At 57.8% G+C, this 15,800-nt stretch carries 11 protein-coding genes and 1 pseudogene; 9 read left to right on the top strand and 3 right to left on the bottom strand.

The window, feature by feature from the left end; translation table 11 throughout:
• Positions 1-282: 282 nt before the first annotated feature.
• Complete coding sequence (locus EN884_RS00385; protein WP_024505378.1) at positions 283-1,086, top strand: hypothetical protein; 804 nt, start codon at positions 283-285, stop codon at positions 1,084-1,086.
• Positions 1,087-1,611: 525 nt separating this feature from the next.
• On the opposite strand, the gene EN884_RS00390 is transcribed toward EN884_RS00385, so the two are convergent.
• A complete protein-coding gene (locus tag EN884_RS00390) occupies positions 1,612-3,726 on the bottom strand; it encodes a hypothetical protein (protein ID WP_224570035.1) in 2,115 nt (704 codons plus the stop codon).
• Positions 3,727-5,074: 1,348 nt separating this feature from the next.
• On the opposite strand from EN884_RS00390, the gene EN884_RS00395 reads away from it, so the two are divergent.
• The 6 genes from EN884_RS00395 to EN884_RS00420 all read left to right on the top strand — a co-directional run bounded on the left by EN884_RS00395 (position 5,075) and on the right by EN884_RS00420 (position 10,983).
• Entirely contained in the window at positions 5,075-5,404 is a 330-nt protein-coding gene (locus EN884_RS00395) for a hypothetical protein (RefSeq protein ID WP_081714433.1), read from the top strand.
• 71 nt (positions 5,405-5,475) lie between these two features.
• Positions 5,476-5,718 carry a nodulation protein NopA gene (locus EN884_RS39270; RefSeq protein WP_224570034.1) on the top strand — a complete coding sequence of 81 codons (243 nt, stop codon included), beginning with the start codon at positions 5,476-5,478 and terminating at the stop codon, positions 5,716-5,718.
• Positions 5,719-5,835: 117 nt separating this feature from the next.
• Entirely contained in the window at positions 5,836-6,726 is an 891-nt protein-coding gene (locus EN884_RS00405; RefSeq protein WP_024505382.1) for a hypothetical protein, read from the top strand.
• Between the two features lie 232 nt (positions 6,727-6,958).
• Positions 6,959-9,022: a type III secretion system export apparatus subunit SctV gene (sctV, locus tag EN884_RS00410; RefSeq protein WP_063169272.1), complete on the top strand. Its 2,064-nt coding sequence runs from the start codon at positions 6,959-6,961 to the stop codon at positions 9,020-9,022.
• 53 nt (positions 9,023-9,075) lie between these two features.
• Positions 9,076-9,618, top strand: coding sequence for a tetratricopeptide repeat protein (locus EN884_RS00415; RefSeq protein WP_082826568.1), 543 nt, complete (start codon positions 9,076-9,078; stop codon positions 9,616-9,618).
• Between the two features lie 894 nt (positions 9,619-10,512).
• Positions 10,513-10,983 (top strand): MucR family transcriptional regulator, encoded by a 471-nt coding sequence (locus EN884_RS00420; protein WP_024505385.1) that lies wholly within the window; start codon positions 10,513-10,515, stop codon positions 10,981-10,983.
• Between the two features lie 228 nt (positions 10,984-11,211).
• On the opposite strand, the gene EN884_RS00425 is transcribed toward EN884_RS00420, so the two are convergent.
• Both EN884_RS00425 and EN884_RS00430 read right to left on the bottom strand, forming a co-directional pair.
• Positions 11,212-11,424: a cold-shock protein gene (locus EN884_RS00425; protein WP_008874821.1), complete on the bottom strand. Its 213-nt coding sequence runs from the start codon at positions 11,422-11,424 to the stop codon at positions 11,212-11,214.
• A gap of 1,543 nt (positions 11,425-12,967) precedes the next feature.
• Positions 12,968-14,089 (bottom strand): DUF418 domain-containing protein, encoded by a 1,122-nt coding sequence (locus tag EN884_RS00430; RefSeq protein WP_063169274.1) that lies wholly within the window; start codon positions 14,087-14,089, stop codon positions 12,968-12,970.
• Positions 14,090-14,840: 751 nt separating this feature from the next.
• On the opposite strand from EN884_RS00430, the gene EN884_RS00435 reads away from it, so the two are divergent.
• A complete protein-coding gene (locus tag EN884_RS00435; protein WP_224570033.1) occupies positions 14,841-15,299 on the top strand; it encodes a response regulator transcription factor in 459 nt (152 codons plus the stop codon).
• 244 nt (positions 15,300-15,543) lie between these two features.
• A pseudogene (locus EN884_RS00440) lies at positions 15,544-15,800 on the top strand (helix-turn-helix domain-containing protein); the annotation flags it as partial.

The raw sequence follows: 15,800 nt of genomic DNA on the forward strand, positions 1-15,800 counted from the left end.
CGTGCCCCAGTGTCTCTGTCAGGCCAACCGCGCAACCGCGGGCCTGGGGCAATCACTCCCCTCGGATCTGCCACCCAGCAACTACGGCAAGTCCTCCGGGCATGACCTTGCAGCCTCTGCTGGCCGGTGCGTGGCGCAGTCCGAGGTTTTGAGGCCGGCAGTGCGGATTTGATTGGTGCAGCCGTTGGAATGCCCTCGTCAGCTAGTCGTCAACTAAGCGCCCTATGTTGAACAGCCGTGCTAACTTGAGCTCGGTTGCGAAACATAGGAGTACGAATCGTCATGTATGGTCGAATTGGTGGCTCATCCGATAGTTACCGCGCGCATAATGCCGGCGAGCAATCGGATGCAGGAAGCGAAGGGTTCGCGGACACATTTGCCCGAATGCACTTATCCGGATCGGAAGGTAGCGGCGCCTCATCATCGGCGGCTCCCCAAGCATACTCCCTCAATTCCCGACCTCCTGTGGTGGAGATCAACAGGACTTCCTTCAGGAGACAGGTGAGGCAATTTCATGGTGATGAAATCACGCACATCGCCGACAATCCTCAAGAGTATTCGGAGTTCGTATCGTCACGAGCCAGGCGCACCGCGGACGTTGCTCAGCAATATGGCATCCGTCGAGATACGGAGCACGCGCGATATTTCAGTTACCAATTGGGAGACCGGAGTGCCGGACTGCTGAGAATGGAAGGCGGATTCAGCATGAACGAGTTCGAATCGGAAAGTTGGCGGGAACAATTTCCTGGTCGAACTGAGGTCACTTCCATAGTGGATCTTCAAGTCGCCCATCCGCTCGTCGAAAATGCGGGCGATATTCTGCTGGAGCATCAACTTCGGATAGACGGCGACCGACCGTTGCTGAATTGGCGTGCGGCTAATCCGGAAGCACAAGCGCGCGCGCAGACGATGGGGTTTGTTGAAGTGGATCATGGCGACCTGGTGCTTGACCCTACGCAGCATCCCGACAAATGGACGAAGAACAGTGCCGGTGAGTGGCAGCGTGCAGGCAAACCTCCACTCTATCTCCACAAAACCGAGGATAGCGACAGCAGCGATAGCGGGTCCGACGACGATTTCATGTGATTTGTCGACCCGCCGCCGAGCCTTGCAACTGGTGACGGTTGCAAGGCTGTTGGCAGTGAATGCTAATTGTCCGGCGACAGCCCCGCCTTAGCGCCAGCGCCGCCGAGCAATCCAGCCCATCTCCCAGACAATAAACTGCGGATGCGCATCGTGGGTGCTTGCGAGCGGATTGTATTCGGGCCGGAACTCCGCCTCTTGGAACCGAGCTCTCCCGAATCCAATTTTCTCCACCACACCGTTGGGTCGTTGCGATGCGCCGATCCCGATCGGATCGGCTATGCCTGCTCCGCGCTCGCAGGAAGACCTTCCGCCTCGATCTTGGCGGCGCGATCTCGGCGATAAGTTGGATGGGAGGCAAGATACGCCGCCACGTCAACAGCCGGTAACGCGACATCGCAAATCGGCCCTGACGGTAGCCGATCGACTCCAATCGCCGGACCGCAACTCGCGCAGCGGCATTCGCGGTTTGGCCAGGAGAAATGCTCGCTGACTCACAGCGTGGCCGGCCGCATTCTGAGTGCCCTGTCATGCAGCCTGCGCCGACGGGAGCTCGGCACGCGAATGGCGTGGTTGGCGGCCAAGCCCTGAGGTCAACAAGGACTTACAGAAAGCGGGGGTGAGTTTGCCGCGATGAATTATGACCTTCTCGCGACCGGACCTAGCATCGGCTTCCTCTCGCTCTCGATTGTAGCCGCGCTGTTCGTTGGATTTAACGTGGCAAGCGGTGAATTCGGAATCAGCCAGCCCTTCCAAGTTTCTGGCCATGACGGGGCGACTCGTGTGGATGTGCACCCACATCGGGCTCGGCATCGCACCATTGACCAGCATCTTGGGCTGCAGCTTCATCTCAAACAGCTTTCCTGGCTCGCCACGCAGCGCGACCGGTGCCTCCGGCGGCATCAATTCGTCGGCATTGCACAAATGTTCCAGGTATTTTTGCGCCGGAAATGCGTAGGTCTTCATGCAATCAGTCGTAATGCCGGCTTTTCCTTCATTCAATGCGTTGGCCTGTCCCAGCACCATGTTCAGCAACCCTTTGAGCTGGTCTGTGCGTTCGTGCACTTTGGGTAGCTGGGTGGAGGTGAGTAGCAGGCGTACATTACGCCCCTGCAACCCGGCGAGACAGGTTTGCATCTCAATGGCCTGGGCTCGCAGGTACTGGGCCACATCGTCCACGACCTTACCGGCCTCCTCAGGCTTCATCTGGCGCACTTGGGAGACGACGCTTTGCTGACCGGCCAGATCGAACTGCAAAAGTTCGTCCAATCGTTTGAGCCGCTCCGTCAATACCTCCATTGACAACGCGGCGCCCCCGATTGTCGAGCCTGCCCCCGACGAACTCGCAGCCACCTCTTGCGCTCTCACCTGTGTACTCGCAACTTGATCCGAGCGCGCGAGAACCTTGGCTGCTGGCACTGTGCCGGCGTTCGCAGCGACTGGTGTTGATGGCTGCCCGGCGGCAGAAGTCCCGGCGCGAGCTGCCGACTTATGCTTTGACTTCCCTTTCCTTCGCGCTGTAGTGCCTTCTGACACTGCAGCCGTACCAGCAGTGTCAGCCGGTATCGCAGCGCCTGCCCTGGCCGGCATCGCAGCGCCCGCCTGGGCCTGTGGCGCCATGATGGCTGACGGCGGAGACTGCAGGTTCAACAAGTGCATGGCATCGTGCGCAGTGATCCATGCATCGTCCACGATCCGTTCGAACAGTTTCAATGGGAGGCCGGCATCTGGGTAGGTATGGCTTAGCTTGGTATGCACCTCGTGCAACGCCAATCCAAAATCCGAAAGCCGCTCCATGATTTTTTCTACAACCGCGCAATCATGAGCGTTGAGTGTTTTGCCATCATCCATTATGCCCTTCGCCAAAGAGAGGGCGCGAAGAGCTTCTTGAGCGGCGCTTGCCATCAGCTGCACCACTCCATTTCGACCGACGAGGAGTTCCTTCAAATCTGGCTCGAACCTGCTCGCCCGCAGTTCAATCTTGGCCCGCGCAAGACCGATCCGCTCACGGACCAGCCAGATCCTGACACTCAGTACCGAGCCGGCACGCAGCCGCAGTGCGCACCGCTCGGCTTCCCGCATCACGGGCGTTCCACTGGATAGGCTAGCGGTGGCAGCGCAGGCGGATCGCTGCCGTTCGGAGCGCCATGCCTTTTTTTCCCACCACTTAATTGCCGCCGTATGGTGGTTCTCCACATTTAAAATCAACAGCTCCTGCCGGTCCGCCTGGGAGTAGGAGTAGAGTTTATCGACCATACCTGCCGCTTTCTTGGTCTTTTTGTCCAATTTCGTGATCGTCGACAGGCCAAGTTTGTCTACTTCATTCGCGGCGTCGCACACGATCTGGCAACATCTACGCACCTTGTCGTCTGGCATAATTGTCTGCGCCTCAGCCGCAGGCAGGCTAGCGCGGTACTCCAGAATTGCTGAGGCTGCATCGACGACCCCACTGATCAGCTCCACCGCCTCCTCGGGGACGTCGGTTTTCCTGGCCGCAGCCTCGCAATCAGTCAGTTGTTGAACAAGACTGTTCATTCTGAGCTGTGTCGGACTGATATCTTTATTTGACGATGAGCTGGTGCCTTCCACCTGCGCGGTTGATAGTTGGCTACCGACCGGCGCCATGGCTTCGCCCTCAGACATGGAGGGAGAACCGCGCCGCCTTGCGGCTGCGCCACGTGGCGCTACGGTTCCGCGTGGTGGCGCAGCGGCTCCACGTGGCGGTGTGTTCAGGATTTGATCTTCGCCAATCGAGGCGCCTGGCAGACTTTCGCGGGCATCGCCTGGACCGCGCGCAACTGGAAGGGAGGAGGGCCTCCTATCGGCGTCCCCAGAGCGCATCTGCTCCACAACGGAATCGAATGACTGTCCACCTTCTCCCGCAGCAAGACTTGATTGCGAAAGGGAACTGCTCGCCCGCCCCGCGCGGCTGGCTCCAGTTTCAGCCTGCGATTTCCGTGGTCGGCCAATGCCCTTCATATTGCGTCTCCGTAGTAGGCGAGAATGTGCTGCTATTGTGCTGGCGGCTGACGAGACCAGCGGCATCTTTCGGTTAACGTCACGGTCAGCCAGACCCGCGACGGCGTAATGTTCCCGCCAAAGTGCTTCTCAGTAGCAGGCCAAGATTGGCCCGAGCTCACAGGACTTTCGCAACGTTGCCATCGATGTCCTGAGATTATCAGCGCTTCAGTCCGCCGATTTCCAGGAACAGCGAATGAAATCAGACCAACTCGGCTAGCTCCCCTTCCTAGACACGTGCCTGACGATTTTATTGATGCGTCACTCCTCTCGTTCGCCACCGACAAAGTCACACATTTGCTTCAGAGAAGCGTGTGCGTTGCGTATCACGCGGACCATTTCGATCTATAGTTACAAAAAGTGTCGAGACGGGACCTTTGGATCCGAAGGTCAGGCACGGCCGGCCTAGATAGACCGCTTGGCTGACGATTAGCTGACGATGGGAGTTCTCACGAACAGGGCAAGAAAATCCGACCGCTTCAAGCTTTCGATATGGTGAGAAGAGGATCCGCACCGGCCTCCCAAAGCCGGCAGACCATCCCATGTTCGTACGGTCGCCGACCTTCTCGAAGCCAATGAGCTCACCGCGCCGGGCCGTGATGTGCAGGCGAGAGAATGGTGATGCAAAGACCGAGTTCCTGCTCGTTGCGTGCGCCCGTGGAGCCAGCAAGAATACGGTCATTGCGGTCATGCAGCACGTGGACCGTGTCTCCTGTTCGACACCACAGCATCGAGGATGCAAACGAGCTGCTGCGGCTGCCATTCGGTCGCGGCATGCGTGGACGGCGGGATTGGCCGAACAGCCGAGATCGTGGTCGACTGTTCGATGCGAGAGCAACATCCTGCAGAGCATACGTTTTTGCGCTGGCCGGTTTTTGTCAAAAGCCGTCAGGTTCTCGAAAGCTCCCGCCCTTAGCTTGATCGAGGCTAACCTTTAACACGTCGCCGCCAATGGCAAATGCCGGAGTACCTGATGATAGCAGCAATTGGGAGTGGAGTTGGCAACCTCGGGACTTCCTTGATCCGAAAGGGCCATGGGGATTCGAAATCCGAGCATTCTGGTGATGGCAAGCCGGCTGATGGCAATGATGGCAAGCCAGCTGGTGGGAATGATGGCAAGGCAGCTGGCGGGAACGATCGGGCGGATAACCGGACCGTTTCAAATGATCAACTTCAAGACAACTCACAGTCTGCAGCACAAAGTGAAGCCTTCCAAAGTATCCTGCGATCGTTCGCGTTCCAATTCGCGAACGATGCGATGGCTGAGGCCGATGAAGCTTTGGATGACACAGAAGATGCCTGACGCGGGAAATCCGGCGTGAGGTCATACAGGCCGTTATTGACGGCACAACTCCAACAGAAAAAGGAATGATCATGGCTGCAGTTGATAATAATAAAAAATCAGGCAATACCAATACCAGTAGCGCCGGCAATACCGATAAAACTAACAGTGGCACTCCCGGCAATACAAGCGGAGCTGATGCTACTGCTTTTCAGGCGCAAGTGCAGGAACTAACCAATGTTAGCTTGGAGGCGACGAAAAGGAGTGTCCAGTTGCGCACTCTAACGACCAATCTCCAGACCATCAAGAAGGCCGCCGACGAACGCGTTTCGTAATGTCGGAAGCGGGTTTTAGACTGCCCCCTAGCGCGTCTCCTTATTGACGCGACGTAGTCCCGAAATGAGCCGCATGGCAATTGCCATGCGGCTTCTATCCTGTTTGAGAGATGCTCTGTGGATGACGCCGTTTCCCTCCGTTTCGAAGTGCGTTCGGGGCACTATTGCGGTCTGACCGGCAAGACGGATCTTCAAAAGTGTTTAATCGGCAGCGGCTTCGATGCCGATTTGGTCTTTGTCGAGCAGGGACTGGCACCGCATCACCTTCGTGTAACTCTTCTTGGCAAGTCGATCGAACTGGAGGCGCTTGCACCCGGACTCAGTATCGAGGGCAACCGGAATATCGCCGCAGGCCAGTCCGTTGTTGTGCCCCTTCCTGTCGTCCTGCTCGTAGGCGAGATGTCCATTGCTTTGTCCGTGCAGGATGCAGAGCCGCCTGGTTCGACCGGCATACCGCGCCTACCGATCGGTGTGCTCGCCATGGTCATAATCAGCTCACTCGGGATCGGCGCGCTTTCAGGCACGATCTCCTATCTTGGCAATGCAAGTGGATCGAGCCCCAATTCACTTCGGGCTGAAGTCGCGTCCAGAACGATCAGTCACCGCGCTGACAATGAACTTACGGAGGCAGCGGCCCAAGAGCTGCAGGAGGAAGTCGATCGAGCGGGTCTTCTCGACGTCAAGATTGGGTCGGCAAAGGGTGTTGTGACCGCCGAAGGCACCGTCACGTCTGAATCGGTCATCAGTTGGCAGAAGCTTCAGCAATCGTTCGATCGTCGCACCAAGGGTACTCTAACACTGGTGAACGGAGTGCTCATCAAAGAGGAGAAGGCGCCATCCGCAATCGCGGTCGAAGCTGTGTGGCATGGGGTCCAACCATATATTGTCATCGACAGCGAGAAGTATTTTGTCGGCGCCATTTTGGCTGATGGATGGGTGGTCGAACGTATTGAGGACAGCCGTGTGCTGCTGAGCAGGAATGGCCGCATTGCTGCTCTCCAATATTGAAAGCTCGCAGGCCCCATCAAGCAGCACTCTATGGCCAGCCAAACATCCTGTCGCGCTCGGTGCTGACAAGCTGGCTGCGTTGGAAACATTTGCTGCCCAGCCATTTCGCGCCTGCTTGTGGCTCTCATGCAGGGTCACGCGCTGGCCAAGGCTGAGGCGCCTTCGGAGTTCGAAAGCCACGTTTCATGGCGTAACAGCAGAGTAAGTCTCAACCGATTGCAAAGGTGTCTCGATGGCCAACGTCCTGCGTGACTTCATCAAGCGTGCGCCGGCCAGCCCGGATTTAATGGTTGCGTTGATGCTGCTTCTGGCTGTCGCGATGATGGTCATGCCTATCCCGGTCGTGGTGGTCGACGCCCTGATAGGATTCAATATGGGGTTGGCCATACTGCTGATGATGGTTGCCCTGTATGTCAGTACTCCACTTGATTTTTCCTCTTTGCCCGGCGTTATTTTGATTTCCACTGTATTCCGTCTCGCGCTCACGGTCGCAACGACGCGACTGATCCTGGCCGAGGGGGAGGCCGGCAGCATTATTCATACTTTTGGCGATTTCGTCATTTCAGGCAATATCGTGGTGGGTTTCGTCATATTTCTGGTCGTCACCATGGTGCAATTCATGGTCCTCGCGAAGGGTGCCGAACGGGTGGCAGAAGTGGCGGCGCGTTTCACGCTGGATGCTCTGCCGGGCAAGCAAATGGCGGTCGACGCAGAGCTACGCAACGGCCACATCGATGCCAACGAATCCCGCCGGCGGCGCGCCGAATTGGAGAAGGAAAGCCAACTCTATGGCGCGATGGACGGCGCGATGAAATTTGTGAAGGGCGATTCCATCGCCGGGCTGGTGGTTATCTGCATCAACATGCTGGGTGGAATTTCGATCGGCCTGCTCTCCAAGGGCATGTCCTTCGGCGAGGTACTGCATCACTACACTCTGCTGACGATAGGCGATGCATTGATATCGCAGATTCCGGCCCTTCTGCTCTCCATTACTGCGGCGACCATCGTCACCCGTGTGACTGGGACGGCGAGGATCAACCTCGGTACAGAAATGGTCAGTCAGCTCACGGCCAGCACTCGAGCCTTGCGACTGGCGGCCGGCGTCCTGGTTGTAATGGGGTTCGTTCCTGGGTTTCCCCTCCCCGTCTTTCTGATGCTGGCCGCAGTGTTCGCTGCGGTAAGCATTGTCAAGGCTGATGTGCTGGGCGCCGGCACTGCCGATGCGAAAGGTGGAACTGCAGCGGAGCCTAAGCAAGCCGCGCCTGCGAAGGAATTCCCGATCGCATTTTTTCTAGCGCCAGATCTTATGCAGGCGGTCGATCAAGCCGAATTGCAAAAACATATTGGGCGCGTTTCGCTCCTGGTCACAGCCGATCTGGGCATTATCGTTCCTCGCATCCCTGTCTTGGTTGACGAGCAGCTGCCTGAATCGCAATTCCGAATTGATGTCGAGGGCGTGCCAGTCGAACAGGACGCCTTAGATCCAAACCAGATGGCGCTCCGAGCCGATGTAGCGCACGTCGACTCGAGCGGTGTCCCCCTTAGACGTGAGCCGAAAACGGACAGACTCCCGGTTGAACATACCCCTGCAAAGGCCCTTACGGGCGCCGGCACGGAGCATAGGGCTCCCGGCGAACTCCTCGCCTTGCGCGTCCATGCAGCGTTGACCCGCTACGCACCGCGATTGGTGGGCATCCAAGAGACCCGACATTTCCTGGGCCGAATGGAGCAGGAATATTCTGAGCTTGTGAAAGAGGTGCTACGCACGACGCCGATTCCTCGGATTGCCGATGTTCTGCGCCGCCTCCTGGAGGAAGGTATCCCAATCCGCCACACCCGTCTCGTGTTGGAGGCATTGGCCGAATGGAGCGAGCGTGAGCAGAACGTTGCCCTGCTGACGGAATATGTCCGTTCTGGTTTGAAGCGACAGATCTGCCACCGCCATGCCAACACGGAGGGCATCGTGTCCGCCCTGGTCGTCGAGCGCGAGAGCGAGGATGTGATGCGTGGCGCGGTTCGAGATTCGGATGCAGGCCCCTATCTCGCACTGGAGGATCGGCAAAGCGAAGCGATGCTATCACAGATACGTCAGGTCCTTTCGAACGCAGAACCGGGTCAAACCCGCCCTATTCTGTTGACGTCGATGGATGTCCGACGTTTCGTCCGCGGCTTTCTGACGCGAAACGGGGTTGATCTCGCCGTGCTGTCTTATCAAGACCTCGCCTCCGACTTTACAATTCGCCCCGCAGGATCCGTCACACTCCCGCACGGATCGAACAGCGGATTGTTAGAGTAGTCCCACCTTTCCTAACTGAACGCCACGCGCCTCCCCGATAACTGAGAGATAACATGAATAGTAATACAGTTTCTCCATCGCCTATGTTTCTGCGCCGGAACTCACTTCTTTTTGCCGTACTCGCCATTCTGCCTTTGGGCGGTTGCGCCAGCTGGCAAAAGCCGGCTCTTTCCGTGCAGGAGACATCTTCCCCCGAGTTGCTCAGCGCCGATCAAATCGATCCGGCTATGCGCGAACGCATTTTGCGCGAAGTTGGTCAGGATGTTCAAGAGCGGGCTTTGCGGGATGAGGTGAAGCAGCACCCGGACAATGTTGATGCGGCGATACGACTTACAAATGCCTTGGTGGGCCAGAAGCGCCCGCACGAAGCGGTTGAGGTGCTCGACAGCGTCTTGGTTGCAGCCCCAGGAAACGTACGTGCATTGAATGCGAAGGGCGTGATTTTGGACATTGAGGGGCGGCATGACGCGGCACAGGCCCTGTATCGGCGAGCTCTCGAAAACGAGCCAGGCAATCAGATGGTGCAGCATAACTTCAATCTGTCGCTTGCCTTTAACGGCAAGTCCGAACAACCAAGGTTAGCACGATCGCAATAGGTGGGCACAGTGCATGCGCAGCCTGTTCCCCGGCTCGAACACGCGCTCGGCTCCCATCATAGATGGCCCCCTGAAGAGAGCCATATCTATGCAAAACAGTTGCTCCAGATCTGGCCGGCAGAGATCGGCAGGAGAGCCGGATGACATCACGCGGCCACCCGCAAGGCCACCCGCCTCGCTTCGTTGCCAGAGCGCCCTCTCCCTCGCCGGTCACCGTCTCGCAATGCGGCGACCTGGCTTAAGGCGGTCGACCGAGCGCCCGATGCAGTAGCCATGAATACGTAACGCAGCGATGGACCCGCCGGATCGTGTCGCGCTTGTGCTGGCCGTCCCTGCCATTACAGCACGGTGATTGTAGCTGGATCATATTCTAGAGGCATCGATGGTGTGGATGCCTTCGATCCAAACAATCGATTTGTTGAATTCGTCCGCCTGAGGAAATTAGCTGCGGCGATCCGACTTCCGACGCCTGCAGGCGCAAAACCAACAGCGTGAGCGCTGCGGGTCCGGAGGCAGGCTGCAAAGTGCAATCACCAGCGCTGATAAGCGGCAAGTGAAGAATGTATCGCTCGGGCAACTCCTGTGTTGTGCACGGTTGCCCCGCGAGGTGAACTGTAGCAGCTTGGCAGCTCAGCGTTCACGAAAGGAGAAAAGATTTGGGGCCAAGCAAAGACCGGCTTTTTTGATTGTCTTGCTGTATCGCTATGGTGGGGCGGGCGCGACCGCTCCCATAATTCAATACGCTGCCTTTAGCGATGGACGATGACGGGATGCGTCGCCGAGACTTCAATGGTGGAGGAGCAGCGCACCCGTCGATCCATTTGCTTTCAGCGGCAACCGCCACTATGAAGCGACACTTCGCCCAACTGTGTTTCAAGCTGCCCGGAGAAGTTTATGACAGAAGAACCCCACAAGACCGACATCCTCATCGAGCTCACTGCCGATGTTGTATCAGCCTACGTCTCCAACAACCCCGTCCCGGCGGGGGAGCTTCCTGCCCTGATCGCCCAAGTGCACGGGGCTCTAAACGGCACGGCTGGACTCATACCGGCAGAAGAGCCTGTGCCTGTAAAAAAACCTGCTGTCCCGATCAAAAAGTCGATCGAACCGGACTACATCATTAGCCTTGAAGACGGCAAGAAATTCAAATCGCTAAAGCGCCATCTGGCGACGCACTATGGTCTGACCCCAGACGAATATCGCGCCAAATGGGGTCTGCCGTCGGATTATCCCATGGTGGCGCCGAATTACGCCGCTGCGCGCTCCGCCTTGGCCAAGACCATGGGACTCGGCCGCAAACCGAAAGAGCCGGAAGCCCCAGCCACGGCGCCGGCGAAACGGACCCGCAAGAAGGTCGCAGCCTAAATCCGTATCAACAGTCGTTCGGACGCGCAGCAGCCGTTGGCCCAATCTGCGCGGAATCAAAGGGCGGGGATGAGCCCCGCCTTTCCCGTCCAAGAGCCTCATTTCCAGAGTAATTCATGATGGCTCCAGCAATCCCTGCCGCGGCATTAACTTGCATGCTCCGGCCCGGGTTTCGAGCCGTCAATGCGTTCCGGCGATGACGAACCTTGCCAAGGCTTTCCCGGACCGTTAGCCAGCCTTGCTGAGGCTGCCTGCAGAGGACTTTCCCGTGCGGCGATCCTGTTCCACCTCGTAGTTGATCTTCTGGCCCTCATTAAGGGTCGACAGGCCCGCTCGTTCAACAGCGGAAATGTGGACAAAGACATCCTGACCGCCGTTGTCAGGCTGAATAAAACCAAAACCCTTCGTGCTGTTGAACCACTTCACCGTTCCAGTCGCCATATCCATTCCTTTGTAATAAGTCGCAACTTAGGCAGGCCATTCACGCCAGCCTGATTTGTACACGAGACTTTAGGCGCATCAAAATCGGAAAATTGCAAGGCCCACTCGATCGCCTGATCTCCAGCAGCAACTGCAACATATGCGAGGCGCGTGCCAGACGAGGCGTATGCCAGACGTTTCGTCGTGCGCTGTCGCTCGAACGTTGACAGAAACAATGACACACCTTGCAAACTCGGCACATCTTGTGGACGTGCTCGGGTCGCTTCTCGACTGCGATACCCGCTCCTGACCGGGTATCGTCGGCCAAAATGAGAGTTTTTGTCATGTGCCGCCAGACCGAAAGATCAGGCGCGCAGCGACCTGCACATTCAAACCGGAACCCGCGAACCTCGATTAGCTTCTGCCTGCTCCGAAGGGCGGTAGCCTGCTCTGAGGCGGGCCACTGTCGGGTTGAAAACCAACTGTCGGGTTCGGAACCCCAGATTGTCGGCAAGGTACGCGCCGCCCACTGGTTGGCCAAAGGGGCACTGGCTCCTGATCCTGCCGCCATGCTCGCCCGATCTCAACCCGATCAAGACAGGTCTGCTCAAAACTCAAGGCGCGGCTGCGGAAGAAGGCGGCCAAAACTTTCGACGCTCTCTGCGGAACTCTCGGCGATATCTGCCAGCTGTAGGAGCCAAATCAAAAACCATTAATTGCGACAGGTGATTTTATGACATTCATTGCGAAGAGGCCAGAATGAACAGCGGAAGAGAGTAGCAGCTCTCTGGTCGCGGCGAGGTGGATCGTCGACACGATCGGCACCTGGCCCGTGCGGGGATCGCACCGCAGCCAGCACCAGAGCCAGACCTTGACCGCTTGCCTTGCTCAGGCGCCACAACAACGAGTGGCTGGAAGCAGATCCACGTGAACTCAGCGATATCGATCAGACGATGCTTACCCTCATGAAAGCCGATCCCGACGCTGTCCAGCGCCGCGAAATCCTGACCAGCATATGGCGCATCGGATGCCACCGCCTGCACACTCACCATCGACATGCCGGAACTCGGAACCAAAGGCCGCAAGCCTCGCCGGCCTCGGCAAAATGGAGCGGCCGCGCCTTCATCCGGGGCGGCCGGGCCAATGTTCGCCAGGCCCTCTACATGCCCGGCCCTTCGCCCTGCGCTTCAACCCCGACCTCAAGGCAAAATACCAGGCGCTAAAGGCGGCAGGCAAACCCGCAAAGGTCATCATCTTGTTGCGAAAGCTCCTCATCCTAGCAAACGCTCTCCTCAAGGCGCAGCGAAAATGGCCCCTAAAACCCTTGACCGAAACGGATACCTTAGCCTTTCAGGTGAGGCGGGCCGAGATAGACCAACCGCGGGTTTAACTTCGCGAGTTTAAGCTGATTATGCCGATGCAACTCTAGCGCCTGCGCGACCGTTTTAGCTTCCATCAACAAGGCGGCAGGCTGGGAGGAAGTACCCTCCCCTGCCGCGAACAAGCTTTGGACAAAGCCCCACCTTGTCCGTAATGTGATCGGGAGGCCGGGGCGCGGCGGTGCTCAGCGGATGTGACGCGCGAGATCTGCGACCCTACCCATCAGCACTTCCATCGGTCCTCGCTGGAAGATGCGCAGCCAAAGCACCGCAAAAGTGCTGATAACCACAACGAAGCCAAAGAGCGTGGACAGGCTCTCGTCTTTGAAAATGTTTATCTTCATAAGATAGGCTATTCCCGCAATGTGCAGCACATAGGCCGTCAAAGACATCGAGCCGACTGCGATTATTGGCCAGACCAGCTTTCGCAGACGCGGGAGCGCATCCACAGCGAGCATGCAAGCCGCCAAGATGATCATTGCGCAACCGGTGCTGCCCACGATCGAAAGCGTCGTTTCGCTATGAGGTGCGGCTATCCATGACGACTTGACTATAAATGACGACTTGGAAGGCTCAAAAGCGCCGTCAACGTCAGACCACCACAAGGAGGTTTCAGTCAAAGCGCGGGAACTCAGCGCGAGCAAGGATCCCCCATGGCCCAACACGGCCAGCGCGACCCCCGCCAGACCAAGGCGCCAATGCGCTGCTAGCGTATTAAGATTAAGGCGCGCGATGGCCATGCCAGCGATGAGGAAAGGAACCCAGGTCACCGCGGGATAGTAGCCGTTGACCATGAGGTTGAAGACCGGGTCGAGGAGGTTGGGGGCAACCGACAGAAGGGAGGAACGGACTTGCGGGAGAACTAATGCCGTAGCGGCAGCGATCAAGCCCAGCTGATATGCGCTGAGCCGATGGAGCGGCAATACCAACAAGAAGCAAATTCCGTAGTATTCTAGGATGACTTCGACCTGGGTACCGAGGCAGCCCAGGATTGAGCCAAGCGCGAGCAAAACAAGGGCACGAATTGCGACTCTGGCGATGGCCTGTCTACCGGCTATCCCCGACTTCGGCGCCTTGCGACCTGTAATCAGGAGGATTGAAAAACCGGCCAATACGGCAAACAGGGCCGACGGCCGCCCATGGGTTAGTTCCATCAGAAACCCGACTAGTCCTCCTTCGCCGGGGTCGGGACCGAGATGGGCGGCATACATCCCGAAGACAGCCAGGCCCCGAGCGAGGTCGATGCCGACCAGCCGATCTACTACCGACCCATTCCTAGCGTCGGCAACCGGTGCCTTCATTACCATGGTAGATTCCCTTGTTGGGTGTGTGGATCGCGGGAGCCGCGATAGGAGAGCCGGTCGGCTGCTGCCGTCGCCTCGTGAAAGGGTTCAAAACATCGCGCCATCTGGCGCATCGAGCCGGCGACAGAGCTGTTCAGCCATTAGCCTGGGGTAAGAACAACAGATCGGCTCACAAAGCCTGTGTCACGGACCTGAAAAGTGGTGTCGCGGAACCGTCGTTTTTTGCATGATGGCTAAGCCGAGAGATCCACTGCACCGACGAGAGACTCAGCGACGTTAGATATCCGATCAGTACGCCGCGGCTCCGCCGGTGACGATCACCCCGGGTGTCAAGGCCAGGGCGTAAACCTGCCATAATCTGTGGTAGTGCGCCCGCGACCAATCCGTTCGACAAAGCTCGGCGCATGGTCGAGCCAATCATATTCTTCCATGTGGCTGTTGCCTGAAAAACCGAAGACGCCGTTCGCTGGTCCAGCTCCAGACCTCGGCCTGCGTCGGTCATTAGAACCGGCGCGCCTGTTTCCCAAATCAATTTGCTGATGCAGCCGCCGGGGGTCACATTGAGCAAAAGTGCCGAGTTCAGGACGGGTTTCATAGGGGCTCTTCGTTTGGCTTTGTTAACGACCCCTTTCTTGCAAGTTGTAGCTGACAGCAGCCTGAAAGCTCCCCAAATAATTCGCTGCCGCCGGTTCAGCCTATTGTCAGCTTCGACCAATAAGATGGGAGCCTTGCCCTCATACCGGAGCTCGGCAGCATGATGCGAATACTGCTCACTGAAGACGATAAGGACCTTGGAAGTGCTATGCACGATCATTTGGTGGCTGGTGGCCACGCGGTCGACTGGGCCAAGAACCTGTCCGAAGCGCGCGATTATGCAGCTGTGGTCGGCTACGACCTTATTTTGCTCGACGTTCACCTGCCGGACGGCAATGGGATCGACTATCTGCGGGAGCTGATCAAGGAACTTGAATCGGCACCGGTCATCATTCTGACAGCCTGCGATCGGATTTCGCATCGCATCGAGGGCTTCAACGCTGGAGCCGACGACTATTTGGTCAAGCCGTTCGATCTGGGGGAACTCTCAGCGCGTATCCATGCAGTGGCACGTCGCCATGGGCATTTTCCGGAGCCGCAATTTTCGGTTGGGACGCTTTCCATACAGGCAGCCGAGCGACGCCTCTTCCGCGACGGGCAGGAGGTCTACCTGACTTGACGCGGATGGGCGGTGCTCGACTACCGTCTGCCCCAGCCCTGCACGGTCGTTTCAAAAGGGAAGATCGTGGACGCGCTTTTCGGCAGACGGCGCTGATTCATACTCTAAAAGAAAATTCGGCTTCCAGTTGCCTTGGCCATGACTTTCCTTCCCGAGAGATGGGTGACAGTTCATTCCGGATAGATGGGTTACACTTTCGGCCCTTTGCAAGGAGAGCAAGGTGCCTTGGAAGGAGTGTAACGTCATGGAAGAGCGGCTGAAGTTCGTCGCCCGGCTGCTGGACGCGAGAAGATGGCGGTGCTTTGCCGGGAGTTCGATATCTCGCGCAAGACCGGCTACAAGATCCTCACGCGCTACAACGACAGCGGCCTGGAGGGCTGACGGACCGATCGCGGCGGCCCTATCGCCACGCCAATCAGCTTCCGTTTCAAATCGAGAAGCTGATTGTGCGCCTCAAGCAAGACAAGCCGACATGGGGTGCGCCGAAGATACGCGAGCGGC

This window comes from Mesorhizobium sp. M7A.F.Ca.AU.001.01.1.1 (assembly GCF_004022735.1).
Taxonomy (GTDB): Bacteria; Pseudomonadota; Alphaproteobacteria; order Rhizobiales; family Rhizobiaceae; genus Mesorhizobium; species Mesorhizobium ciceri.